Origin of the sequence: Crossiella sp. CA-258035 (assembly GCF_030064675.1) — a bacterium.
Lineage (GTDB): Bacteria > Actinomycetota > Actinomycetes > Mycobacteriales > Pseudonocardiaceae > Crossiella.
The window spans coordinates 3391015-3415067 of sequence record NZ_CP116413.1; the positions used below are offsets into that span (position 1 = coordinate 3391015).

Sequence of the window (24053 nt, forward strand, 5' to 3'; positions counted from 1 at the left end):
TTTTCCTGTCCAGCCGTACTGACCGCGGAGCCGCCCAAAACTCATCGGCACGACGCACTGTCGGCTGCCTCGAGTACGGTCTCCGCGTGGTCTGGCGCGTACGCCGACCACCGGCAACGGCTGGATCAACTGGGGGATTCATGCGCGTGACCGCGCTCTGCCTTGCCCTGCTCACGACGAGCGCCCTGCTCACACCGGCCCCGGCGCGCGCCGCACCCGCGCCCTGCGCCTGGACCGCGACCGCCCTGGAGGTGCCCCCGGGCTACCAGGACGCCTCCGCGGAGGCCACCAACCGGCAGGACCTGATCGTCGGGCGGCTCACCCCGGCCAGCGGTTTCGGTGACCACCTGGTCCTGTGGCGGGACGGGAAGGCCACCGTGCTGGGCCGTCCGTTCGGGCTGACCGGGCATCCGACCGCGGTCAGCTCCACCGGGGTCGTGACCGGGCTGCTGGACCGGGCCAGTGGCGAGCAGGTCCGGCACGGGTTCCGGTACGCCAACGGGGAGTTCCAGCGCCTGGAGACCCCGCCGGGCGCGGACTACGCGCGGCCGCACTCGGTCAACGCCGCCGGTGACGTGGTCGCCGCGGTCAAGGGCCAGCTCGTCCGCTGGCCCGCGGGCGGCGCGGCGCACGAGGTGCTGGCCCCGCCGGTGCCCGGCGAGGTCGCCGACCCGTACCTCGACGACGAGGGCCGGATCGCCTTCACCCTCTACACCGGGGGCCGCGCCACCATCCAGCTGCGCCACCCCGACGGCCGCTTCCAGGAGCTGCTGCCGCCGGAGCCGACCGGCAGCATGCTGGCCGTGCAGCTGCACGCCGGCCGGGTGGTCGGGCACCTCGGGCTCAGCAACACCGTGGTCTGGGGCGTGGACGGCGCGGTGCAGCAGCGGATCAGCGAGGAGCCGCGGGCCATCAACGGCACCGGGCGGGTGCTGACCGCGGGCAACGGGGCCGGTCAGGCCCGGCTGTGGCAGGACGGCGCGCTGGTCTCGGAACTGCCGTGGCAGTACCGGGCGGACACCCAGAACGCGCTGCTCGAGGACGGTTCGGTGGTCGGCGCGATGCGGGTCAGCTCCAGCCGGTACCACCCGGCGCACCTGCGCTGCCAGTGACACCCCCGGCCGCGCCCGGCGTCAGCTCGGGCGCGGCCCCGGCTTGCCCCGGTCGGTGAACAGCCGGGCCAGCGTGCTGGTCAGGTGCCGCACCGGCAGCGTGGCGTGCTCCAGCCTGCGCACCGCGGCCAGCAGCTGGGCCAGGCCGTCCTCGTGCGCCAGGCAGGTGCGCAGGATGTTCTGCACCTCCTGCCTGGCGCGGGTGTCGCGGTGCACCGAGGAGCTGATCGCCGGGTCCAGGGAGTCCAGCAGGCGCTGGCGGCTGTACGGGAACCGGCACAGCGGCACCGCCAGCAGCGCGTCGGTGGCCATCGCCAGCACGTAGTGGTCCACAGTGGACACCGCGGCTCCGGTGCTCGGCTTGCCCGCGGTCAGCTGCCGTGGGCGGTGCAGGATCCAGGCGAGCAGGTCGGCGTTGCCCACCGGGACCCTGGCCGGGCGGAACAGCGCGCCGGGGGTGCGGGTGGTGCTCTGGTAGAGCGTGTCGGAGATGATCAGGGCCAGGTCGGCGCGGTCGGTGCGCAGGGTCTCGTGCAGGGCCGGGGTGTCGGCCATGCCGAAGGCGTGCAGCACGGCGGGGCTGGTCACGCCCCGGTCGTCCACCCGCACCGGACCGGCGTGCATGGCCACCCGCAGCCGCACCTGCTGCACCGGCAGCAGGGTCGCGTTGATCGCGCGCAGCTCGGTGGACAGGTTGTCCGGCACCATCGCCACCAGCTGCTCCCGGGAGACCTGCGGCGGCAGCAACAGCAGCACTCCGTCGCCGTAGCTCTCCGTCGCGCAGTCCGCCCACGGGATGTGGCTGCGGGTCACCGCCTTCTTCAGTGCCTCGTACATCCGTCGCCACAACGTGATCCGCTCGTGCCCGGAACTGTCCACAGTGGATGTGAGGTGGACCGCCAGCATCACCCTGGGCACCACCACGCTGACCCGGCTGCTCAGCATGTCGGCCAGTCCGGACAGCAACGCCTTGGTGCGCTGGGTGTCCGGGTGGTCCTCGCCGCGCACCCGCAGCTGGGCGTGCAGCACCTCCTGGTAGGTCGCCCGCGCCTGGACCAGCTTGCCCTGCCGGGTCAGCACCGCGGCCAGGTTGTTGCGACTGTCCACAGTGTCCGGATGGTCCGCGCCGAGCACCCGCACCTGGTCGGCCAGCAGCTCGGTGTAGGCCGCCTCCGCCTCGGCCGACTTGCCCTGCTGGGCCAGCACGTTGGCCAGGTTGTTGCGGCTGGCCAGGGTGTCGGGGTGGTCCGCGCCGAGCACCCTGGGCAGGTCGGCGAGCAGCCTGGTGTAGGTGTGCTCGGCCTCGGCCAGTTTCCCTTGCTGGGCCAGGATGTTGGCCAGGTTGTTGCGGCTGGCCAGGGTGTCCGGGTGTTCCGGGCCGAGCAGCACGCACCGCCGGTGGGCCACCCGGCGGAACACCTCGGCCGCCTCGGTGAGCTTCGCACCGTCCCGCAGCGCGTCCGCCTGGTCCTGCAACACGTTGGCCAGGTTGGACAGCACCGCCAGCGCGTCGTCGGAGTCCAGCCGGGTGCCCTCGGCGGCCCGGCGCAGGATCTCCTCCGCCTCGGTCAGGTCCGCCGGGTCGGCCAGCCTGCTGTGCCGGGCACGCAGCGCCGCGCCCAGGTTGGACATCCGCCGCAACCGGCCGGGGTGCTCCGGCGAGGTGGCCGCGCCTGCCTGGCGCAGCACCGCGATCGCCTCGTCCAGGGAGTCCAGGTCGCCGGTGCGCTCGTAGTGCAGCCGCAACGAGGCGCCCAGGTTGGCCAGCAGCGCGGAGCGGTCCCGGTCGTCGTCGGGGGCCGCGCGCAGGGCCTGGCGCTGGCGGCGCACCGCGGCCTGCAGGTCCCGCTCGTCGAAGGTGTGCTCGTGCCGCTGCCGCAACGCGTTGCCCAGGTTGGACAGCTGCCCGCTGAGGTCGCGGTCCCGCGGGTCGAGCAGGCCGACCACCCTGGTCAGCGTGTCGATGGCCCGGTCCAGCACGGCCAGCTCGCGGGTCACCTCGTACTCGACCTGCAGCGAGTTGCTCAGCAACGACAGCCAGGCCACCGCATGCGCCGGATCGTCCACAGTGGACTCTGAGAGCGAGTGGGCCAGCCGGGCCGCCTCGCGCACCGCGGTCAGCGCGGCCACCCGGGCCCCGGTGCGGGCCTGGTGCCCGCCCAGCCGCAGCAGCGCCACGGCCAGCGCGGCCCGCGCTTCGACCGGATCGGTTTCCGCGCGCTGCCGCAGCTCCCGCACCCTGGCGGCCAGCCGGGACTCCTGCTCGGCCGGATCACTCATCGCTGGCTCCTCGGTCGATCTCGGGCGGCGGGTTGAGCAGGAACTCCCGCGCCAACGCGGGATCGTGGAACTCCCAGCTCTCCGAACGGGTGCCGTCCCGCGCGGTGGAACGGGTGTAGCGCAGCAGGCTGGTCCGCTCCGGCGCGGGTGGCGACTGCCGGGGTGCGGGCACCACGACCAGCCCGGCAGGCTCCTGGCCGCGGAACCGCTCGGCCAGCCGCTGGTAGGTGTCGCGGGCCGCGCCGAACCGGCCGCCCTCGCCGTCGAGCTCGCGCAGCATCCGCACGATGTAGCGGGCCTGGTCGCCGCGGATGGCGGACTGGCCGCCGCCGGTGACCGCCACGTGCGTGCACAGCAGGTCGTGCAGCTCCTTGTCCGGGTCGAAGCCCTGCGCCAGGTAGATGTCGTAGGCGTCCAGGGCCTGGGCCAGCGGACCGCCGCCGGTCAGCCGGGCGCGCAGCTCGGCCACCTGCGCCCGCAGGGTCTTGCCCGGTGTGGTCGCGGCCAGCTCGGTCAGCTCGGCGAGCACCGCCAGCTCCGCCTCCTCGGCCGCGCCGATGATCTGCGCGCGCAGCGCCAGGCTGTTCTCCGGCCGGTCCAGCGCGGTGGGCCGCTGCGGGTACCGGTCGTACTCCACCAGCACCACCGCCTGGAAGCCCTTGCCGATCGGCTCCACGCCCAGCCGGTTCACCAGCGGGCCGTCCAGCGCGGGCACCATGATCTGCGAGCCGCCGTGGCAGGCCGCGTTGGCCAGCAGCCGCACGTGGTCCCGGGGCGCGTCCGGCCGGAACGGCAGCACGGTGGGGGAGTTGGCCGGCACGCACACGATGTCGGCGCGCAGCACGGTCGCGTTGCTCTCCCACAGCAGGTAGTCCTTGCACACCGCGACCGCCAGCCGCACCTGCCGCCCGCGCAGGGTCAGCTCGACCACCTCCACGCCCCGGCCCGCGGTGGCGTTCTCGCCGTCGGCCAGGGAGAGCTTGGTGACCAGGTGCACCGTGCCGTCATGGATGAGCACGGAGACGTTGCGGTGCACCAGGTGTTCGCTGCGCCAGCCCTCGCCTGCCAGCGCGACCAGGTCGGCGGCCTCGGCGGTGTTGCGCACAAAACCCAGTCCCGCCACCACGACCCGCCCGGCGGAGAACTCGCGCAGGGTGTCCAGGCAGCCCAGCGGCACCAGGTACTCGGGGAAGACCACCACGTCGGCGGACTGCCGGTCCAGGAAGGCCATCAGCTCGACCAGGCAGGCCCTGGTCGCGGTGGTGGACAGCTCCTGGATGCCGTCGTAGACCGAGGGGTGCGCGCCGCTGAACAGCTGCGCCGCGGACAGCTCGCCGGGTCCTTTCCCGGCCTCGTACAACGGTTCGGCGGGCAGCCACAGGCTTTCCGGGGTGCGCGCGTGCGGCAGCCCGTCCAGCTGCACCACGCACAACCGGAGCCTGCGGTCAGTCCCGGGATTCGACATGGGCGCCCTCCCTGAGCTCCGCGGCCAGGGCTTCGGCGAAGGGGTAGGGTCGGTAGCCGCGCTGGGCCTGCACCCGGTCCAGGTAGGGCTGGGCCGCGGCCACCGCGCTGGCGTAGGAACGGCCCATGCTGCGCCGCACCAGCTTCCGGTCCACGTAGCCGCCCGCGCAGGCGATCGCGATCGAGTTGAGCACCGCGAGGGTGTAGCCGACCCGGTCCAGGGTGGCCCGGTCCAGCTCGGCCAGCTGCTCCGGCGAGCGCCCGGCCACCAGCTGGTGCAGGATCCGCCGCCCGGCGCGCACCTCGGCGGCGAGGTAGCGCTCGTGCAGGTCGAAGAACGCGCGCAGCCGGTCCGCGCGGGTGGACCGCCGGAACCCCCAGACGGCGACCAGCACCGCCACGGCAGGGGAGATCAGGGACAACCAGACGCTCAGACTCATCGCCCACCTCAGCGACGTCGGTGCGGGACATCCGGCTGTCGGGCGACGGCCACCAGACGTTACGCACAGTGACTAACCCGTGACCCAGGTCTCGGGTCGTGACTGTCGCGACAGGACTGCGACACCGCCGGGACCGGGATGGGAAACACGGCGGCTTGGCTCGGGGCATGACCAACGCACCTCCCGTACCGTCCACAGTGGACTCCCGGTCCGGCGCACCGGCCACCCGCCCGCACATCCCCGAGCTGGACGGCCTGCGCGGCCTGGCCATCGCCGGGGTCCTGCTCTTCCACGCCGGTCACCTCAGCGGCGGGTTCCTCGGCGTGGACCTGTTCTTCGTGCTCTCCGGCTACCTCATCACCGACCTGCTGCTGCGCGACCGCCACCTGTCCCTGCCCCGGTTCTGGGGCCGCCGGATCCGCCGCCTGTGGCCCGCGCTGGCGGTGCTGCTGGTCGGTGTCACCCTGCTCACCTGGGCTTTCGGCACCCCCGACCAGCTGCGCGGCGCGCTCGCGGACGGGCCGTGGACCCAGCTCAACCTGGCCAACTGGCACCTGCTGGCCGAGTCGGCGGGGTACTGGGACCGGTTCGGGCCGGGGCGGGTGTTCGGGCACCTGTGGAGCATCGCGGTGGAGGAGCAGTTCTACCTGCTGTGGCCGCTGGTGGTGCTCGCGTTGCGCCGGGAACGGGCGGTGGCGCTGGCCGCGGGGCTGGGTTCGCTGCTGTCGCTGGGGCTCATGGTGCTGCTGGCCGAACCGGACCGGGTGTACACCGGCACCGACACCAGGGCGTTCTCGCTGCTGCTGGGCGCGCTGGTGGCGGTGCCGGCGGTGCGACAGTGGGTGCTGCGCCGGGTGCCCTCGTGGATGGTGCTACCGCTGGTGGCCGGGCTGGCGGTGAGCTGGCTGCTGGTGGACGGGGAGCACTCACCGATCCTGTTCCAGGGCGGGCTGTTCGCGCACGCGGCGGCCGCGGCGCTGCTGATCGTGCTGGCCCCGGGGTCGGTGCTGGCGCGCGGCCTGGCCTGGCGGCCGCTGCGCGGGCTGGGACTCGTCTCCTACAGCCTCTACCTGTGGCACTGGCCGGTGTTCCTGTTGCTGGGCAAGGAGAAGACCGGACTGGACGGCTGGGCTTGGACGCTGCTGGTCTGCGCGGTCTCCCTGGCACTGGCGGTGCTGTCGAAGGTGTCCGTGGAGGACCCGGTCCGGTTCCGCGCGACCTGGGCCCGTGGCCACACCGGACTGGTGGCCTTCGCGGCCAGCATGGCGGTGGTCGCGCTGACCTGGATCGCGGTGCCCCGGCCCGCCGCGGCGGTGATCGACACTGGTGCGCTCGGCGGCGGTGGCGCGGTCTCGGCCAACGGCCCCAAGGCATCCAGGGTGCTGTTCATGGGCGACTCCATCGCCGTCGGACTCGCGCTGCCGCTGGCGGCAGCGACCAAGGCCAGCGGCCTGACCCTGAAGTCGGTGGCCGCCGCGGGCGGTGGCGGCGTGGTCGGTCCGTTGGCCGAGATGACCTGGGCCGAACTGCCCGGCACGATCGCGGAGTTCCGGCCGGACGTGCTCGTCTACCAGGTGACCACCTATGACTGGGGCAGCGCCGCCGAGCAGCGCGCCGGGTACGAGCGGCTGGTCAAGGCGGCCGGGCAGGCGAAGGTGCTGTTCGTGACCATGCCGCCGATCAAGCCGGATGAGTTCTACGCCGGGCACATGGACGAGCTGGCCCGCACCGCCACGGTGCTGCGCGAGGTCGCCGCCGGCGGCCGGGCCGAGGTGCTGGACGCCGGTCAGGTCTGGGGCGCGGCCTACCAGCGGGAACGCGAGGGCAAGGTCGAGCGCAGCAGCGACGGCATCCACACCTGCCCGGCAGGCGCGGCCCGCTTCACCGCCTGGCTGCTCGACGCCCTGACCGCCCGCTTCTCCGGCGTCACCAAGGTCTCCCCGGACACCTGGGCCAACACCGGCTGGTCCGCCGACCAGCACTTCAAGGGCTGCTAACCCCACCCCCGAGTGTTGGCCGTTGTCGTACGGAGTGTTGGCCGAACTGGTACGGCGGCGGCCAACACCGGGTACGGCAACGGCCAACATTGGGTACGAGATCGGCCAACACGGCGTACCACAACGGCCAACACTCGGGGGTGGGTTAGCGGGGTGGGCAGGTGCGCGGGCCGAGTGGATCGGTGCCGGGCAGGGTGAGCTGAAGTTGCACCCTGGTCGACGCCGATCCGCCGCCCTGCACGTGCACGCCCAGGGCGGTGCAGACGATCTGGTCGACGCCGCGGTCGGTCAGCTCGGCTCGGGACAGCGGCAGGACCAGGGTGATCAGGCCGGGTTCGGTGGTGGCGCTGACCAGGGTGTTGCCGGTCTTGGCGATCTCGGAGTGCAGTCCGCGCTCGTCGCCGGGGCCGGTGAGCAGCAGCGCGACGGCCTCGCCGATGGAGCCGAGGCGGTGGGTGTCGCGTTCGGTGCGGCGGAGCTCGCCCTTGGTGTCGACGAAGTACAGCGTCACGGTGGGGGAGACCCCGGTCGGCGCCTCGCCGCCGTCCTCCACAGTGGACGGTGGGATGCCGCAGCCAGCGGTCAGCGTCAGCAGCGCGGCCAGCGCGAGCCGCCTCAAAACGCCATCCTCGGCAGCACCAGGACGAAGCGGGCCCCGCCGGCCGGAGCGTTGCCCGCGGTGAGGTCGCCGCCGTGCAGGCGGGCGTTGGCCAGCGCGATGGACAGGCCAAGTCCGCTGCCGCCGGTGCGCGCCGGGTCGGCCTTGTAGAACCGGTCGAACACCTGGGGCAGCACGGATTCCGGCAGCCCGGGACCCCGGTCGGCGACCTCGATCTCGATCCGGTCGGCGGTGGCGCGCAGTCGCACGGTCACCGGGGGCGCGCCGTGCCGCAGCGCGTTGCCGACCAGGTTGGCCACGATCACGTCCAGCCGCCGCGGATCCAGCCTGGCTCGCACCTCCGGCAGGTCCGTCGCCACCTGGTCCAGCCAGCCGCGGACCCGCAGGCAGTCCCGGATCGCCCCGGCCACCTCGACCTCCTCGATCCGCAGCCGCGCCATGCCCGCGTCGAACCGGGAGACCTCCATCAGCTCCTCGACCAGCCGCACCAGCCGCTGGGTGGCCGCCACCGCCAGCTCCGCCGACTCCCGTTCCACCGGGTCCAGCTTGCCGCTGCCCGCTTGGAGCAGTTCGCTCACCGCGGCCAGGGTGCTCAGCGGGGTGCGCAGCTCGTGTGAGACGTCGGCGACGAACCGGCGCGCGTCGGCCTCCAGCCGCCGCAGCTCGGCCACCGTGCGCTGCAACGCCTCGGCCATCTCGTTGACCGTCACGGACAGCTCGGCCAGCTCGTCCTTGCCGCGCACCGGAAGCCGCGCGCCGAGGTCACCCGCGGCCAGCGTGCGCGCGGTGTCGCGGACCCGGCGGACCGGCCCCAGCACCCCGCCCGCGGCCAGCAGCGCGAGCAGCACCGCCAGCGGCAGGGCGATCGCGCTGGTGCGCGCGGCGGCCATGGTCAGCTCGTCCAGCTGGGCCTGGGTGCCCGCCAGGTCGCGCACCGCGTAGACCTCGATGCCCGAGGGTCTGCGCTGCCCGTCCACCGCGGTGATCATCACCGGCGTGCCGATGAGCAGCCGCGGCCCGTCCGCGTCGATCCGTTGCCACACCAGGCGTTGCCGCTCCCGCACCGCGCCGCGCAGCGCCTCGGCCGCCCGCTCCGCGCCACCGCCCGAGCTGCGGTCCACATAGGACACCAGCGTCTGCTCGCCGACCGCCGCGCGCAGCCGGTCCAGCGCGGCGGCGTCCGGCGGGAAGGTCAGCTCCCTGGCCACCGCGGCGATCCGCGCGGTCAGCTCCCCGGTCAGCCGCTGCCGCGCCTCGCTGAGCAGCGCCGACCGCGCCGAACCCGCGCCAGCCCAGGCCGCTGCCACCGCACCCAGCGCGGTGACCAGCACAAACGCCAGCACCAGCCGGGTGCGCAGCCCGTACGGCCAGCGCACCCTCATCGCGCGCCGAACCGGTAGCCGAAGCCCCGCGCGGTCAGCACGTGCTCGGGTTCGCGCGGCGAACGCTCGATCTTGGCCCGCAGCCGCTGCACGCAGTTGTCCACCAGCCGCGAGTCGCCGAGGTAGTCGTGCTCCCACACCAGTTCCAGCAGCTGCTGGCGGCTGAACACCCGCCCCGGCGCGCGGGCCAGGGTCAGCAGCAGCCGGAACTCCGTCGGGGTCAGCGCCACCGGCTCCCCGGCCAGCGACACGGTGGCCGCGGCCGGGTCGATGCTCAGCTCGCCGTGGGTGAGCACCCCGTCCGGTGTGATCCCGCTGCGCCGCAGCACCGCCCGGATCCGCGCGTCCAGCACGGTCGGCTGCGCCGGTTTCACCACGTAGTCATCGGCCCCGGCCTCCAGCCCGCGCACCACGTCGAAGTCGTCGCCGCGCGCGGTCAGCATGATCACCGGCACCGTGCCCGCGCTCCGGATCCGCCGGCACACCTCGAAGCCGTCCACCCCGGGCAGCATGACGTCGAGCACCACCACATCCGGCGGGGTGGCGGCCAGCTCACGCAGCCCGGCCTCGCCGTCCTCGGCGGTGCGCACCTGGTGGCCGTGCCGGTCCAGCGCGAGCTGCAACCCACGGCGCACCAGCGGATCGTCCTCGATGAGCAGAATCGCGACCACCCGGCCAGTATGCGGCGGCGACCCGATCTTGGCTGGTCACGCCGGGCGGCTGCGACACAACTACGACTTTGTCATCACGATTGTTTCAGTGTCGAGCGAAATTAATCCCTCCGAACAAGAAAAAAGCCACCCAGCCGGGAAGCAGGACCTCAGTCGACGCAGAACTCGTTGCCCTCGATGTCCTGCATCACGATGCACGACTCGTTCTCCTCATCGGCTTCCAGCAGCCGCAGGCGCACCGCACCGAGCGCGACCAGCCGGGCGCACTCCGCCTCCAGCACGGCCAGGCGCTCGGCGCCCACCAGCCCGGTGCCGGCCCGCACGCACAGGTGCACCCGGTTCTTGACCACCTTGCCCTCGGGCACGCGCTGGAAGTACAGCCGAGGACCGACACCCGTGGGATCGGTGCAGACGGCCGAGCTCTGCCCCTCCGGCGACGGCGGCGGCGTGACGTAGCCCAGCACCTCGGACCAGAACTGGGCGAGGCGCTCAGGTTCCGCGCAGTCGAAGGTGACCTGGAACTGTTTGACCGATGCCATCCGGCCACCATAGTTGCCGTCGAGCGGACACGTGCTGACCGGGGCTCACTCCGCGGTCCCCGCCGCGCCGAGCAGCTGCCGGATCCGGGTGGTGGCCGCGGCGAACGCGGGCAGCGCCATGGTTTCCGCGTAGTCGCGCCGGGCGGGCAGGTCGATCGGGATGGTCTCGGCGATCCGGCCGGGCCGGGCGGTGAGCACGACCACCCGGTTGGCCAGGTAGGCGGACTCGGCGATGGAGTGGGTGACCAGCAGCACCGTGGTGCCGGTCTCCCGCCAGATCCGGTGCAGCTCCACGTTGAGCTGCTCGCGGGTGAGCGCGTCCAGTGCGCCGAAGGGCTCGTCCATCAGCAGCACCTGGGGCCGGTGCAGCAGCGCCCGGCACAGCGCCACCCGCTGCCGCATGCCGCCGGAGAGCTCGTGCGGCAGCGCGTCGGCGAAGCCGGACAGGCCGGTCAGCTCGATCAGCTCGTCGGTGCGCCTCCCGGCCTCGGCGGCGGGCATGCCGCGCATCTCCGCCTGTAGCAGGATGTTGCGGCGGGCCGAGCGCCAGTCCAGCAGGGCGGCGCGCTGGAAGACGTAGCCGATGTCGTGGCGGGGTCCGCGCACCTGTTCGCCGAGCAGGTGCACCGCGCCCGCGGAGGGTTTCAGCAGTCCGGCCACCAGTTTCAGCAGGGTGGACTTGCCGCAGCCGGACGGGCCGACCAGGGCGACGAACTCGCCGGGCGCCACGTCCAGGGACACCCCGTCCACGGCGGTCACGGCCTGGCGGCGGGCCCGGAAGCGCACCGCGACCGAGTCCAGCCGGACCGCGTGGCTGGTGCGGGTCGTGATCACCCGGCTCATCCCTTCGGCGCCAGGTGCTGGGCCCAGTAGGTGCCGGGATCCTTTGCCGCGGCGAGGATTCCGGTGCGCGCGAACAGCTCGATGGTGGCCCGCCAGTCGGCCTCGGTGTTGACCCCGGGGGCCTGGCCGCGGGTGCCCGCGGTGTGCAGCAGCGCGCGGGTGGCGGTGAACTGGTCGAGCACCACCGCGGGCGGGGGCAGCTGGGCGGAGGCGTCCTTCATCGCCTCCACCGCGGCGGCCGGGTTCTTCTCCGCCTCCGCCCAGGCTTCGGTGGTGGCCGCGACCATCCGCTTGACCAGGTCAGGGTCGGAGTCCAGCAGGGCGGTGGAGGTGAGCAGGCCGTCGCTGTAGTAGGTGAGGCCGAAGTCGGCGAAACGCAGCTGGGACACCGGTTTCCCGGCCTTGTCCTGGATGATCGGGCCCTGGTCGTTGGCGTAGCCGACCAGCGCGTCGGCCCGGCCCGCGATCACCGCGGCGATCTTGCCCGCCGGGTCGATGTTCTGCACCCGCACATCGCCCTCGGCCAGGCCGTTCTGCTTGAGGAAGGCGCCGAAGGTCTTGGACAGCGCGTCACCCGCGGTCACCGCGACGATTTTCCCTTTGAGGTCAGCGGGTTTGCTGATGCCCTTGTCGCCGAAGAACTGCACGGCGGCCGGGGTGGTCTGCACGTAGACGCCCAGGCTTTTCACCGGGACGCCGGAGTCGACCGCGGCGAGCAGAGAGGAGGTGTCGGCCCAGCCGAACTCGGTCTGGCCGCCGCCGACGGCCTGCACGGTCTTGCCGGAGCCCTGGCCCGCCTGGATCTTGAGGTTGATCCCGTGCTTGCCGAAGATGCCCTGTTTCAGGCCGTGGTAGAAGGGCGCGTGCTCGCCGTAGGGATACCAGTTGAGGGTCAGGGTGACCTGCTTGCCCTGCTCGGCCGGCGCGCCGCCGCACCCGGCGACGGCCAGCAGCAGCGCGGCGAGCAGGACGGGGACGGAGCTGCGCATGGCTGGCCCTCCTAGAGAGTGGTCACGGGGTCGGCGCGGCGGCTGACGTGCCAGGGCAGCAGCAGCCGTTCGGCCAGTTCCAGCAGCGCGAACAGGGCCACGCCGATCAGCGACATCAGGATCAGGCCGGCGAACAGCATTGGCGTGTCGAGGTTTCCGTTGGCCTGCAGGATCACGTAGCCCAGGCCCTCGTTGGCGCCGACGAACTCGCCGACCACCGCGCCGGTCACCGCCAGCGTCACCGCGACCTTCAGCCCGGCGAACAGCTGTGGCAGCGCGGCCGGGAAGCGGATCTTGACGAAGGTCTTCAGCGGCCCGCCGCCCATGGTGGCGGCCAGGTCCAGGGTCTCCGCGCCGACCGACTTGAGCCCGGTGACCATGGAGATCACCACCGGGAAGAACGCGATCAGCACCGCCACCAGCACCTTGGGCGCCAGCCCGAAACCCAGCCACACCACGAACAGCGGCGCGACCGCGATCTTGGGGATCACCTGGGCGAAGACCAGGACCGGGTAGAGCGTCTTCTCCAACGCGGGGGAGTAGACCATGGTCACCGCGGCCAGCACGCCGAGCACCGCGGCGATCAGGAAGCCCAGCACGGTCTCGTAGCCGGTGACCCAGGTGTGCTCGCTGAGGTAGCCCCACTTGGCGGCGAACACCGCCAGCGTCGCGCCGGGGGAGGGGATGAGGTAGGGCGCGACCAGTCCGGTGGCGGTGACCAGCTGCCAGCAGGCCAGTGCCGCGGCCAGCAGCGCGATCGGCCGCCAGGAGCGTTCGGCGGCCAGTCGCCAGCGGCTGACTTCCGGTGCGCGGTCGGTCATCTCCGGTCTCCGTCCCCATGCGGAAAGCGCTTTCCGATTCGCGTGGGTCAGTACGCTAGAGGCGGAGCAGGGCACGGTCAAGGGAAAACCGGCTGTCGATGATCGCCGCGGCACCTAGAGTTGGCACCCGTGACCAGCCCCAGCCCGCGCCGACGTGCGGAGATGTTCGTCGACGCCGACCGAGACCCCCGGCCGACCGCCCCCGCCACCGGCGAGGAGCGCGCGGTGCTGCTGGGCGTCCTCAACGGCCAGCGCGCCACCCTGGAGCTCAAGTGCGCGGGCCTGGACGCCGAGCTGGCGGCCAGGTCGGTGCCGCCGTCCACGCTGTCCCTGCTCGGGCTGGTCCGGCACCTGGCCGAGGTCGAGCGCCGCTGGTTCCGCGTGGTGCTGGCCGGTCAGGACGCGCCGCCGCGCTACGTCACCCCGGAGCACCCGGACGCCGACTTCGACCAGGCCAGCGCCGACCCGGCGGTGGTCGCCGAGGCCTGGGCGGCCTGGCGCGCGGAGGTCGCCTTCGCCGAGCGGTTCACCGCCGAGGCGCCCAGCCTGGACGTCGAGGGCGTGGACGGCTGGCGCGGCACGGTCTCGCTGCGCTGGGTGCTGATCCACCTGGTCGAGGAGTACGCCCGCCACAACGGACACGCCGACCTGCTCCGCGAATGCGTCGACGGGGCGGTCGGGCTGTGAAACGGAGCAGCGCCTTGCGGATCGACCCCTCCAACACCGAGCAGCTCAAGGCCTGGGACGGCGGCCAGGGCGAGTTCTGGACCCGCCGCGCCGAGCGCTTCGACGCCGGGGTGGCCCGCTACCACGGCCAGTTCCTCGCCGCGGCCGCGATCGAGCCGGACTCCCGCGTGCTGGACGTCGGCTGCGGCGCGGGCCAGGCCACCAGGGACGCCGCCCGCCTCGCCCACCAGGGCAGCGCGCTGGGCGTCGACCTGTCCACACCGCTGCTCGCCCTGGCCCGCGAACAGGCCGAGCGCGAGGGCCTGGCCAACGCGGCCTTCGACCAGCTCGACGCCCAGTCCCACCCGTTCACCCCCGGCGGCTTCGACCGGGTGGTCAGCCGCCACGGCGCGATGTTCTTCGGCGACGCCCCCGCCGCCTTCGCCAACCTGGCCCGCGCCCTGCGCCCCGGCGGCGGACTCACCCTGCTGACCTGGCAACCGCTGGCGGCCAACGAGTGGATGCGCGCCTTCCGCACCGCCTTCGCCAACGGCGTCCCGCCTGAGGTGCGGCCGCCCAGCGCGGGCGGGCTGACCGATCCGGACCTGACCAGGGACCTGCTGACCACGGCCGGGTTCGCCGACGTGCGCATCGAGGCGCTGAGCGAGTCGATGTGGTTCGGAGCCGATGTCGAGGACGCGCTGGAGTTCATCACCGAGCAGTTCGGCTGGATGATGGCCGAGCAGGACGCGGACACCCAGGCCAGGATCGTGGACGGGGTGCGCGCGGACATGGCCGAGCACCTGACCGAGGACGGCGTCCGTTATGGCTCGGCCGCGTGGCTGATCCGGGCGAGGCGTTAGTCACGGCGCACGGTGACAATCTCCGGATGCTGCCCGGACAGGCTGATCGGCAACCGGTCCAGCAGCTGAAATCCGGCGCGGGGGAGCGCATTCGCGGGCAACAGCAGAACGGCTCGCCCACCGGGACGCAGCACTCGGCGCAGTTCGCGCCAGAAGCGCTGCGGCCGGCGGGCGAGCACCCCGGTGGGCGGGACCTGGCGGTCCCACGGCGGGTTGCACAGCACCAGATCGATGGCACCGTCGGAGACCGGCAACCGCCCGGCATCCGCGACACCCCAACCGATCCCGCCGCCCAGCCCCGCCGCGGCCCCGTTCACCCGCGCCGCCGCCACCGCCCCGGCATCCCGGTCCAGCCCCAGCACCACCTCAGCCCCGCCCAGCGCCGCCTCCACCGCCAGCGTCCCGGCCCCGCAACAGGGATCCAGCACCCGCCCGCCCCCGCCCAGCCGCGCCATCGCCGCGGCCACCGGCGGATGCAGGCTCCCGGCCCGGGTCACCCGCCGATACCCGCGCCGGTGCAACGGCCGCTCGCCGATCCGCAACGCCACCAGCGCCCGATCACCTTCCACGGTCACCCGCCAGGACAACCCGCCGTCCGGTGGCACCACTCCGCCCCGCCTGCTCCAGTACAGCAGTCCCAGCGCCGACGCCACCGGCCGCCCCACCGCGTCCTCCAGGTCGTACCGGTTGTAGTTGCGCCGCCCCAAGAACGACGCCGACACCGCAACCCCGGTCGCGAAGTCCTTGCCGCCACAGCGTTTCCGCGCCATCAGCAGCTCCGCCAACGGCATCCGCGCCGCGGCCTCGGCCAGCACGGGCAGGTCCGCGCGGGCCGGACCGATGCCGCGCACCGAGATCCCGTGCAGCAGCACGTCATCGGCGCACCGCAAGCCCAGCACCGCCGGGGCCGGCTCCGCGCGGAACCACACCTCGCGATGTCCTTGGAACTCCACGGGACCGAGCGGCCGGACCTCCTCGGCCACCACCTGCTCAAGACCCCGCACCGTCCGCGCCACCAGGCGCGCGGCCGTCACGTGTGGACGACTGCGCCTGGACGCGGTGAAACCCGAGAGATCATCCGATCTGCTCCCACGTCGCGACCCGGGACGGCGTTGTGCCGCCCCGCATCACCAGCGATGGGGAATCCGCTGCCCGCCGGTGGCCGGGTCAGCGTCGGATGAACATCATGGCGGGCAGGCTAACAGTGGTTGACCTTGACCGGAACGGGTTATTCCTCAGCCATGCCAAGCACAGTCGCCGCGGTGACCTTCGATTGCAGGGACCTGGACCGGCTCATCGAGTTCTGGTCAGCGGTACTGGGTTATCGCCTGGTGGACCGGGGTTTCAGCCTCGACGGCACCGAGTACGCGCAGATCAAGGGCGAGGCCGGCCCGCCGCTGATGTTCGAGCAGGTGCCAGGGGGCGGCCGCCGCCCTGACAAGAACCCGGTGCACCTGGACCTCGACCCGCCGCCCGGTGAGCACGCCGCCGAGGTGGAGCGGATCATCGGGCTGGGCGCGCGCCGGGCCGACGTCGGACTGGACCCCCGGCTGCCCTGGGTGGTGCTGCTGGACCCGGAGGACAACGAGTTCTGCGTGATCGACCACGACCGCAACGAACCTACCGTGAACGGCTGAACAGCCTGCCCGAGAGGTCCACGCCGGTGATCGCACCACTGGCGTCGCGGGAGAAGTAGCCGCGCTGCCCCTGCAGGCCGCCCTCGGTGATGACGTACTCCTCCCCGTCGCCGGGCAGGAAGCCGAAGGCGGCCGGCGGGTAGTCCGGGGGCATGTCGGCGGAGGCCTGGCGGATCTCCGGCTTGATGGCCACCGCCATGATCATCCTGCCGCCGTCGGCGCTGATGTCGAGGTTCATCGCGTCGATCTCGTAGTGGCCAACCACCTCCTCGGCCCTGGCCGCCTCGAACGGGACCGGCTCCGGGTCCCGCTGCGCCAGGCCGAGGTGGTGCTCCAGCGCCCAGCGCAGCACGGCCTGGTTGAAGCGGTTGCCGTCCGGGCCCGCGTTGGCCAGCGAGACCACCGCGAAGTCCCGGTCCGGCGCGATCAGCAGCTCGCTGAACTGGCCGTTGCCGGAGCCGCCGTGCCCGATGGTGCGCACGCCGTCCACCTCGCGCAGGAACCAGCCGATGCCGACGCCGTCGCCGAGTGTGCTGGCGCGCAGTTCGGCGGTCTGTGCGCGCATGCCGCGCACCGCCTCGGCCGGCAGCGCCCCCGCGCCGTCGGCGAGCTGGAACTTGGCCCACCGCAGCAGGTCGCTCACCGAGGAGATCAGGCCGCCACCGGGGTTGTTGGCGCTGGTGCCCGCCCGCCAGGCCTTCCACGGCCGCGCGGCCGACAGTGTGCCGTCCTCGTCCCGGTTGTGGCCGACGGCGAAGGGCCGGATGAGCACTTCGTCGAGGTCGAAGAAGGTGTTCGACAGTCCGGCGGGGGTGAGCACCAGCTCGGTCACGGCCTGTTCGAAGGGCTGGCCGGTGAGGTGTTCGAGGACCCGTCCGGCCAGGTTGTACCCGGCCTGGCTGTAGGAGGCCCTGGCTCCCGGCGGCGCGATCTGCTTGAGCTCGGCCAGCTTGGCCACGAACCCCGGCAGGGTCTCATCCGCCTCGGCGCCGACCAGCTGCCAGTCCAGGCCCGAGGTGTGGTTGAGCAGCTGGAACACGGTGATCTCAGCCTGTGCCCGCGCATCGGCGAGCCGGAGCTCCGGCAGGTAGCGGCGCACCGGCGCGTGCAGGTCCAGTTCGCCCTCGGCGGCCAGGCGCACCAGCGCGGTGGCGGTGAACGGCTTGGTCAGCGAGGCCAGGTGGAACAGGGTCCGTTCGGTCACCGGCGTCGGGTTGTCCGCGCTGGTCACGCCGTGCGCGACGGTGGTCTCCGCGCCGTTGGCCAGCACGCCGACGGCGACGCCGGGGATGCCGAACTCTGCCGCTGTGGCCGCGACGAAGTCCGCGAGTTCCGAAGTCATGAGCGCCCCTCAGATAGTTGAACTAAGTGCAAGTCAGACCCTAGGCGCATTCTTGAACAAAGTGCAAGTAGGCTGCGCGGTATGCCGAGGGACACGCTGACCGCGGACCAGATCGTCAGGGCCGCCATCGAGCTGCTGGACGAGGAGGGCCTGGACGGCCTGAACATGCGCACGCTGGGTCAGCGGCTGAACTCCGCGGCCACCGCCGTGTACTGGCACATCAAGACCAAGGACGACCTGGTCCGGCTGGCCGGCGACGCGATCTGGGCCGAGGTCGAGCTGCCCGACCTGGCCAGCACCGACTGGCGCAGCGCGGCCACCGCGATGGCCACCAGCCTGCACGCCATGCTCAACCGGCACCCATGGCTGAGCCAGGCATTCGGCAGCCACCTGCTCTACGGACCGGGCAAGGCCCGCCATGACGACCACTGCCTGGCCGTCTACGAGCTGGCCGGCTTCGACCCGGCCGAGGCGGACCAGGCCGCGGCCACGGTGCTGATCTTCGTGCTGGGCAGCTCGCTGGGCACCGCGGCGCAGGTTTCGCTGACCCGGCGGCTCAGCCGCGGCGGCAAGGACCCCGAGGCCGTGATCGGCGAGACGGTGGCCAAGGCGCTCGAGATCGGCAGGGAGTTCCCCCGGCTGCGCGGGCGCCTGGACGGCCACTCCGCCAGCACCGAGGGCTACGCCGCGGCCCCGGAGCGCACCTTCGAGTTCGGCCTGGCCGCCATCCTGGACGGCTTCGCCGCGCAGCTGGCCGCCAGGACTCAGTGACCCCTGGCCAGCACCTGCAACCGGTGGTAAGCGCCGTTGAACGTGTTCTGGTCCAGGGGTTTGCTGGTGTACTGCCAGAACGTGTAGAACGGCCAGGCGTGCGGCAGCGCGCCGACCGAGCTGGCGTAGCGGGCCACCCACAGCGGGTTGGTGCCGCTGAGGTTGAGCCGGTTGCCGGTGCAGGTGGCCCACCAGCTGGTGCTGGTGTAGACGGTGGGCCAGCGGCCGGTGCGGCGGTGGTAGGTGTCGCTGAAGTCCTTGATCCAGCGCGACATCGCGTCCTGGCTCAGCCCGTAGCAGCTCTGGCCGTACGGGTTGTACTCGATGTCCAGCGCGCCGGGCAGGGTGTGGCCGTCGCCGCGCCAGCCGCCGCCGTTGTCGACGAAGTAGTTCGCCTGGGCGGCGCCGCTGGAGCGGTCCGGCAGGGCGAAGTGGTAGGCGCCGCGGATCATGCCGACCCCGCGGGAGCCGTCGTACTGACCGCGGTAGTAGGGGTTGCGGAAGCCGGTGCCCTCGGTGGCCTTGACGTAGACGAACCGCTTGCCCTGCCGCCACCAGTGCCCCCAGTCCACCTCCCGCTGGTGGCCGCTGACGTCCATCCCGGCCACCGAGGCCTCCAGGGACACCTCGACCCTGGGCTGGTCCTCGGCGACGCCTTCGTGCAGGCGGATCTGTGAGCCCATCGGCGCGTCACCGTCCACTGCGGACTGTGCCGTCGCCGGTGCCGGCGCGAGCAGGGCGGCCAGCGCCGTCGCGAGGACGGCCAGGCAGTGACGTGCGGACATGGTGGCCTCCCGTTCGGCGAATCCTGTCAGTGCCGCAGATAGCCAGCGGTGACGAGTTCACGCCTCGCCGGCGCGGAGTTCATCCGAATCAGCGTCACCTGCTCGGTTGGTCTGGATCGCGTGCGACCGGGAATCCGTGGATCAGCTTGGCAGACAAGGGGGTTCCGGCGATGGCTGTGCGTTACGAGGGAGAGCGGCACCACTGGGGGCTGCTGACCACGCTGGCCCTGGGCGTGGTGCTGGTCGTGCTGGCGATGGTGGTGGGGGCCTTCGGGGTGTTGCACCCGGTGGCCACAGTGGACGGTGTCGCGGAGGGTGAGCTGCTGCGCGGCGGAGAGCTGCACGACCGAGTGGTCACCTTCACCCCGCGTAGTCCGAGTGCGGTGCGTGAGATGGAGGTCCTGGTGGACGGCCAGCCGGTGTCCGCGCGCCAGGGCGAGGGCTCGGTGTCGGTGCTGCTGCGCGGGCTCACCCACGGTGAGCACGAGGTCACCGCCCGGCTGCCCGGCCTGCTCTTCGGCGCGGCGGTGACCCGCAAGTTCACCGTGGACGAGCGCGCCCCGGTGCTGGCCGTGGACCGCCCGTCCCGGCCGGACGAACACGGCAGGGTGACCCTGCGCGGCACCGCCAAGGAGGCCGACAAGCTGCTGGTGCACGGCTCCAGGGTCGCGCTGCCCGCCGATGGCTCCTTCAGCGTCACCCTGGACCGTCCACCCGGGACGGTCGAGGTGACCGCGGCCGACCAGGCGGGCCACCTCACCGTGGAGCGGGTCCGCACCTCGACACATCCCGGGATGCGCGCGGTGCACCTGACCGCGCACGCCTGGACCGCCCCCGGGCTGCGCGAGCCCGTGCTGGACCTGCTGCGGGCCAAGCGGATCGACACCGTGCAGCTGGACATCAAGGACGAGAGCGGCCTGGTCGGCTACGCCACCGAGGTCGCCACGGCCAAGCGGATCGGCGCGGTCCGCGGCGGCTACGACGCCCGCGCCGCCCTGCGTCAGCTGCACGAGCTGGGCGCCAGGGTGGTCGGCCGCCTGGTCGCCTTCCGCGACCCGGTCCTGGGCGCGGCCGCCTGGCGCGCGGGCCACCACGAGCAGCTGGTGCAGCGCGCCGACGGCGGCCCGTGGACCGGCGGCTACGGCCTCTACGCCTTCACCAACCCGGCCCACCCCGAGGTCCGCCGCTACAACATCGAGCTGGCCGCCGAGGCCGCCGGACTGGGCTTCGACGACATCCTCTTCGACTACGTCCGCCGCCCCGACGGCCCACTGCGCGGAATGCGCTTCCCCGGCGCCACCGGCGACCCCACCGGCCACGTCACCAGCTTCGTGGCCGAGGCCGCCAGCGCGATCCGGGCCAAGGGCGGCACGATCGGGGTGTCGGTGTTCGGCATCGCCGCCCGCCATCCGGAGCAGGTGGCCCAGGACATCCCGGCGCTGGCCCGGCACGTCGACTACGTGGCGCCGATGGTCTACCCCTCGCACTGGGGCCGGGGCGAGTACGGCGTGGGCCACCCGGAGGCCGAGCCCTACGAGATCGTCAAGCGGTCGATCGCCGACTTCCGGAGTGTGATGGAGGGGTCGGCGGCGAGCGTGATCCCGTGGTTGCAGGACTTCTCGCTGAAGGTGAAGTACGGACCGGGGGAGGTGCGGGCGCAGATCCGCGGGGCCAAGGACGCGGGGGCCGGGTCGTTCCTGCTGTGGAACGCCGGGTGCCGGTACCAGGCGGAGGGGCTCGGGTAACGAAGCCGGAGCCGCCGGCGACGAGGAGGTGCACAGTCCGTCCAGGGGAGGAACGGCGAGTGAGCCTCAAGACGTGGTGGCAGACGCGCAAGCGCAAGTGGCCGTGGGTGGCCGGTGCGGTCCTGCTGGCGCTGGTGATCATCGGCAGCCTGGCAGGCAACCCACCGCCGCCGGTGCCGTCCAGCGGGCCGGTGTCGGTGACGCCGGTGGCGGAGAGTCCGGCCGGGGCGGTGGTGCCGCCCGGTGTGGTGGGCAAGACGCCCAAGGAAGCCAAGGCCGAGCTGGCGGCGCTGGGGTTCCGGGACGTGGCGGCGGAGTCGGTGGACGGGCGGGCGGTGCTGGTCGAGTCGAACTGGCGGGTGGTGTCGGTGACCGGCGCGGGCCTGGCCACGGCGCTGACCACGCGGCTGGTGCTGCGGGTGGAGAAACCCCAGCCCACCACCAGCAGCCAGCCCCCGCCTCCGCCGACCAGCCGTCGTCCCGAGCCCACCGTGGAGCCGCCGCCGGAGCCCGAGCCGACCAAGCAGACCAAACCGCCTGCCTACTACAAGAACTGCACCGAGGCCAAGAAGGCAGGCGCGGCACCGCTGCACCGCGGTGACCCCGGCTACGGAACGCACCTGGACCGCGACGGTGACGGGGTCGCCTGCGAGCGGTGATCGGCCACTTGGGCACGGTCAGCCTAGCGACCGGCCAGCAGCGCCTCGGCCAGCGCGGTGCGCGCGCTCAGCACGCCCTTGCCCGCCCGGTGGCTGGCCACCAAACCCGCGCCGCGCAAGGCATTCAGGTGCTGGGACACCGCGCCCGCGGACATCCCGGTGCGCCGGGCCAGCTCGGTGGTCGAGGTCGGCGCGGACATCTCAGCCAGCAGTCGCGCCCGCGAGCGGCCGAGCACCGCGCCCAGGGTCTCCGCGGTGTCGGCCGGGGTCTCCCACAGCGTGGCCACCCCGCGCGCCGGATAGGCCAGCTGCGGGGCCTCGCCCGCGGAGATGCTCAGCACCGAGGGCCAGACGAAGGCCGAGGGCACCAGCACCAGGCCGGGGCCGTCGGAGACGTTCGGGGCCCGGCAGTGGCTGTTGGCCACGGTCAGCGCCGAACCGTCCCAGCGCACCGACTCGTGCAGGTCGTTGAGCAACGCGCCGATGCCCTGCCCGGCCAGCAGTCGCGCGCCGCGGAAGACTTCCCGGTCCAGCAGCGCCCGGATCCGCGGCCAGTCCGGGGCCAGCGCGTGCGCCCAGTACGCGGTGACCTCCTCGGCCAGCCTGGCCAGCCCGGTGGCCGGATCCCGGTGCAGGGCCTGGATCTCCGGGCTGGCCGGGATGCCGGAGAGGTCCAGGTGCTCGCGTACCACGGCGGCCGGGGTGGCCCGCAGCGCGGCCAGCTCGGCGGCCAGGTCCGGGGTGTGCGGGGGCGGGGTGAGGAAGTCCGGGATGTAGTGCGGCGCGGCCGGAACCAGCTGCCACAGCAGCGAGTCCGGCAGCGGGGAAGCGGTCCTGGCCACCCAGGGGGCGTGCAGCACCCGGCCCTCGCCGCCGCGCAGCACCCGCAGGCCGGCCACGACCTCCCACAGGCAGGACACGGACAGTCGCACCCTGGCCACACCCTGTGCGGCGAAACCGATCGCGACCACGACCCACCCTCGTTTTAGCTGGAGCGAAAACGATAGGCATTTGCCCGGCCGACAGACAAGCTGGTGTGGTGAGCCGAACCCACCACGCCGCCGAGTTCCGGCGGCTGCACGAACGCCGCCCGCTGCTGCTGCCCAACGCCTGGGACCCGGCCAGCGCGCGGGTCATCGAGGCCGCCGGCGCCGCGGCCATCGCCACCACCAGCGCCGGGGTGTCCTGGGCACACGGCCGCCCGGACGGCCAGAGCCTGGACCGGGCCGGCATGGTCGAGGCCATCCGCCGCATCCTGGCCGTGGTGGCGGTGCCGGTCACCGCCGACGCCGAGGGTGGCTACGACGACCTCGCCGGCACCGTGGCCGAACTGGCGGAGCTGGGCGTGGCCGGGGTCAACATCGAGGACTCCGCCGACGGCGCGCTGCTCGACCGGGAGGCCGCCGCGGAGCGGATCCGCTTGGCGCGCAAGGCGAACAGCGAGCTCGTGGTCAACGCCCGCACCGACGTCTACCTGCTCGGCGGCAGCGGCCCGGACGCCCTCGCGGAGGCCATCGCCAGGGGCAACGCCGCCTTCGCCGCGGGCGCGGACTGCGCGTTCGTGCCCGGCGTGATCGACGAGCCGACCATCGCCGCGCTGGTCGAGGGCCTGCACGGGCCGCTGAACATCATGGCCATGCCCGGCGCGCCCGAGGTCGCCCGGCTCGGCGAGCTGGGTGTGGCCAGGGTCAGCGTCGGCTCGGCGATCACCCAGGCCGCGCTGGCCGCGACCGAGCGCGCGGCCAGGGAACTCCTGGAGTCCGGTAGCTACGGCGCGCTCGCCGACGGACTGCCCTTCGGCGCGGCCAACGACCTGTTCAGTCCGCGCTGACCGCCAGCCCGCGCAGCAGCGGCAGGTAGATCTCATCCACCATCGAGGCGATCGTCTCCGCCGGGACGGTCCCGCCGCAGAGCAGCATGTCGGCCCGGAACAGGTCGATGGGCAGCCGCAGCACCCTCGGCGTCAGCTCCACCGGCGCCAGCTCGCCGCGCTCGGCCGCGTTGCGCACGATCGTGGTCATCGTCTCCGCCAGCGGCGAGCTGTTCAGCCGCTGGCGGAGCAGCGCGGTGACCTCGGGATGCCGGAAGGTCTCGCCCATCACCCCGGCGATCATCTCGCTCATCATCTCCGCCCGGCGCGCGATCAGCGTGAAGACCTCCAGCAGGTCGGTGCGCAGCGCGCCGGTGTCGGGGGCCTCGTGCGGGGTGCGGACCGGGTTCTGCCGGTGCGAGGCGGCCAGTACCAACTCCGCCCGGCTCGACCAGCGGCGGTAGATCACCGGTTTGCTGGTCTGTGCCCTGGCGGCGACCGCCTCGATGGTCAGCCTGCTGTAGCCGACCTCGTTCAGCTCGGCCCATGCCGCGTCCAGGATGGCCTGTTCCAGCTGCTCACCGCGGCGTCGTGACTTCGGCGCACTCACGCTGCCCC

24 protein-coding genes are annotated in these 24053 nt (G+C 73.0%); 9 read left to right on the top strand and 15 right to left on the bottom strand.

The genetic code is table 11. From position 1 onward, the window contains the following. Nucleotides 1–140 precede the first annotated feature (140 nt). Nucleotides 141–1112 carry a hypothetical protein gene (locus N8J89_RS15650; RefSeq protein ID WP_283665074.1) on the top strand — a complete coding sequence of 324 codons (972 nt, stop codon included), beginning with the start codon at nucleotides 141–143 and terminating at the stop codon, nucleotides 1110–1112. A 21-nt stretch (nucleotides 1113–1133) separates the two neighbouring features. On the opposite strand, the gene N8J89_RS15655 is transcribed toward N8J89_RS15650, so the two are convergent. Genes N8J89_RS15655 through N8J89_RS15665 form a run of 3 tightly spaced genes read right to left on the bottom strand, consistent with a single transcriptional unit; the run spans nucleotide 1134 to nucleotide 5296 of the window. Continuing rightward, the gene (locus tag N8J89_RS15655; RefSeq protein ID WP_283665075.1) at nucleotides 1134–3392 is read right to left on the bottom strand and encodes a tetratricopeptide repeat protein; all 2259 of its coding nucleotides are present in this window, start codon (nucleotides 3390–3392) and stop codon (nucleotides 1134–1136) included. Continuing rightward, complete coding sequence (locus N8J89_RS15660) at nucleotides 3385–4857, bottom strand: hypothetical protein (protein WP_283665076.1); 1473 nt, start codon at nucleotides 4855–4857, stop codon at nucleotides 3385–3387. The genes N8J89_RS15655 and N8J89_RS15660 overlap by 8 nt, the downstream gene beginning before the upstream one ends. Next, on the bottom strand, nucleotides 4838–5296 hold the full coding sequence (locus tag N8J89_RS15665) for a DUF4760 domain-containing protein (protein ID WP_283665077.1): 459 nt from the start codon (nucleotides 5294–5296) through the stop codon (nucleotides 4838–4840). The genes N8J89_RS15660 and N8J89_RS15665 overlap by 20 nt, the downstream gene beginning before the upstream one ends. Before the next feature lie 167 nt (nucleotides 5297–5463). Here N8J89_RS15665 and N8J89_RS15670 point away from each other — a divergent pair, with 167 nt between their 5' ends. After that, nucleotides 5464–7293, top strand: a complete 1830-nt coding sequence (locus tag N8J89_RS15670; protein WP_283665078.1) for an SGNH/GDSL hydrolase family protein — start codon at nucleotides 5464–5466, stop codon at nucleotides 7291–7293. A gap of 145 nt (nucleotides 7294–7438) precedes the next feature. On the opposite strand, the gene N8J89_RS15675 is transcribed toward N8J89_RS15670, so the two are convergent. From N8J89_RS15675 to N8J89_RS15705, 7 genes are all read right to left on the bottom strand, one after another. Then, the gene (locus tag N8J89_RS15675; RefSeq protein WP_283665079.1) at nucleotides 7439–7912 is read right to left on the bottom strand and encodes a hypothetical protein; all 474 of its coding nucleotides are present in this window, start codon (nucleotides 7910–7912) and stop codon (nucleotides 7439–7441) included. Next, nucleotides 7909–9294 (bottom strand): ATP-binding protein, encoded by a 1386-nt coding sequence (locus N8J89_RS15680; protein WP_283665080.1) that lies wholly within the window; start codon nucleotides 9292–9294, stop codon nucleotides 7909–7911. The genes N8J89_RS15675 and N8J89_RS15680 overlap by 4 nt, the downstream gene beginning before the upstream one ends. Continuing rightward, nucleotides 9291–9965, bottom strand: coding sequence for a response regulator (locus N8J89_RS15685; RefSeq protein ID WP_283665081.1), 675 nt, complete (start codon nucleotides 9963–9965; stop codon nucleotides 9291–9293). The genes N8J89_RS15680 and N8J89_RS15685 overlap by 4 nt, the downstream gene beginning before the upstream one ends. Before the next feature lie 149 nt (nucleotides 9966–10114). Beyond that, nucleotides 10115–10504, bottom strand: coding sequence for a VOC family protein (locus tag N8J89_RS15690; protein WP_283665082.1), 390 nt, complete (start codon nucleotides 10502–10504; stop codon nucleotides 10115–10117). 45 nt (nucleotides 10505–10549) lie between these two features. Then, entirely contained in the window at nucleotides 10550–11347 is a 798-nt protein-coding gene (locus N8J89_RS15695; protein WP_502868449.1) for an ABC transporter ATP-binding protein, read from the bottom strand. Then, nucleotides 11344–12336, bottom strand: coding sequence for an ABC transporter substrate-binding protein (locus N8J89_RS15700; protein WP_283665084.1), 993 nt, complete (start codon nucleotides 12334–12336; stop codon nucleotides 11344–11346). The genes N8J89_RS15695 and N8J89_RS15700 overlap by 4 nt, the downstream gene beginning before the upstream one ends. 11 nt (nucleotides 12337–12347) lie before the next feature. Beyond that, entirely contained in the window at nucleotides 12348–13157 is an 810-nt protein-coding gene (locus N8J89_RS15705) for an ABC transporter permease (RefSeq protein ID WP_283665085.1), read from the bottom strand. A 162-nt stretch (nucleotides 13158–13319) separates the two neighbouring features. Between N8J89_RS15705 and N8J89_RS15710 the strand changes: the two genes are divergently transcribed. Next, on the top strand, nucleotides 13320–13844 hold the full coding sequence (locus N8J89_RS15710; RefSeq protein WP_283666174.1) for a DinB family protein: 525 nt from the start codon (nucleotides 13320–13322) through the stop codon (nucleotides 13842–13844). After that, nucleotides 13841–14686 (top strand): class I SAM-dependent methyltransferase, encoded by an 846-nt coding sequence (locus N8J89_RS15715; RefSeq protein WP_283665086.1) that lies wholly within the window; start codon nucleotides 13841–13843, stop codon nucleotides 14684–14686. The genes N8J89_RS15710 and N8J89_RS15715 overlap by 4 nt, the downstream gene beginning before the upstream one ends. On the opposite strand, the gene N8J89_RS15720 is transcribed toward N8J89_RS15715, so the two are convergent. After that, a complete protein-coding gene (locus N8J89_RS15720; RefSeq protein ID WP_283665087.1) occupies nucleotides 14683–15720 on the bottom strand; it encodes a methyltransferase domain-containing protein in 1038 nt (345 codons plus the stop codon). The genes N8J89_RS15715 and N8J89_RS15720 overlap by 4 nt on opposite strands. Nucleotides 15721–15948: 228 nt before the next feature. On the opposite strand from N8J89_RS15720, the gene N8J89_RS15725 reads away from it, so the two are divergent. Then, nucleotides 15949–16323, top strand: coding sequence for a VOC family protein (locus tag N8J89_RS15725; protein WP_283665088.1), 375 nt, complete (start codon nucleotides 15949–15951; stop codon nucleotides 16321–16323). Here N8J89_RS15725 and N8J89_RS15730 read toward each other — a convergent pair. Next, nucleotides 16307–17665, bottom strand: a complete 1359-nt coding sequence (locus tag N8J89_RS15730) for a serine hydrolase domain-containing protein (RefSeq protein ID WP_283665089.1) — start codon at nucleotides 17663–17665, stop codon at nucleotides 16307–16309. The genes N8J89_RS15725 and N8J89_RS15730 overlap by 17 nt on opposite strands. 81 nt (nucleotides 17666–17746) lie before the next feature. Between N8J89_RS15730 and N8J89_RS15735 the strand changes: the two genes are divergently transcribed. Beyond that, a complete protein-coding gene (locus tag N8J89_RS15735; RefSeq protein WP_283665090.1) occupies nucleotides 17747–18436 on the top strand; it encodes a TetR/AcrR family transcriptional regulator in 690 nt (229 codons plus the stop codon). On the opposite strand, the gene N8J89_RS15740 is transcribed toward N8J89_RS15735, so the two are convergent. Next, on the bottom strand, nucleotides 18430–19221 hold the full coding sequence (locus N8J89_RS15740; RefSeq protein WP_283665091.1) for a lysozyme: 792 nt from the start codon (nucleotides 19219–19221) through the stop codon (nucleotides 18430–18432). The genes N8J89_RS15735 and N8J89_RS15740 overlap by 7 nt on opposite strands. Before the next feature lie 170 nt (nucleotides 19222–19391). Here N8J89_RS15740 and N8J89_RS15745 point away from each other — a divergent pair, with 170 nt between their 5' ends. Next, a complete protein-coding gene (locus tag N8J89_RS15745; protein WP_283665092.1) occupies nucleotides 19392–20966 on the top strand; it encodes a putative glycoside hydrolase in 1575 nt (524 codons plus the stop codon). Nucleotides 20967–21025: 59 nt separating this feature from the next. Further along, complete coding sequence (locus N8J89_RS15750; protein WP_283665093.1) at nucleotides 21026–21625, top strand: excalibur calcium-binding domain-containing protein; 600 nt, start codon at nucleotides 21026–21028, stop codon at nucleotides 21623–21625. A gap of 23 nt (nucleotides 21626–21648) precedes the next feature. On the opposite strand, the gene N8J89_RS15755 is transcribed toward N8J89_RS15750, so the two are convergent. Next, a complete protein-coding gene (locus tag N8J89_RS15755) occupies nucleotides 21649–22596 on the bottom strand; it encodes an ArsR/SmtB family transcription factor (protein WP_283665094.1) in 948 nt (315 codons plus the stop codon). Between the two features lie 68 nt (nucleotides 22597–22664). Here N8J89_RS15755 and N8J89_RS15760 point away from each other — a divergent pair, with 68 nt between their 5' ends. Then, nucleotides 22665–23456, top strand: coding sequence for an isocitrate lyase/PEP mutase family protein (locus N8J89_RS15760; RefSeq protein ID WP_283665095.1), 792 nt, complete (start codon nucleotides 22665–22667; stop codon nucleotides 23454–23456). Here N8J89_RS15760 and N8J89_RS15765 read toward each other — a convergent pair. Then, nucleotides 23443–24045, bottom strand: a complete 603-nt coding sequence (locus N8J89_RS15765; RefSeq protein WP_283665096.1) for a TetR/AcrR family transcriptional regulator — start codon at nucleotides 24043–24045, stop codon at nucleotides 23443–23445. The two genes, N8J89_RS15760 and N8J89_RS15765, sit on opposite strands and share 14 nt — an antisense overlap. Between the last annotated feature and the right edge of the window lie 8 nt (nucleotides 24046–24053).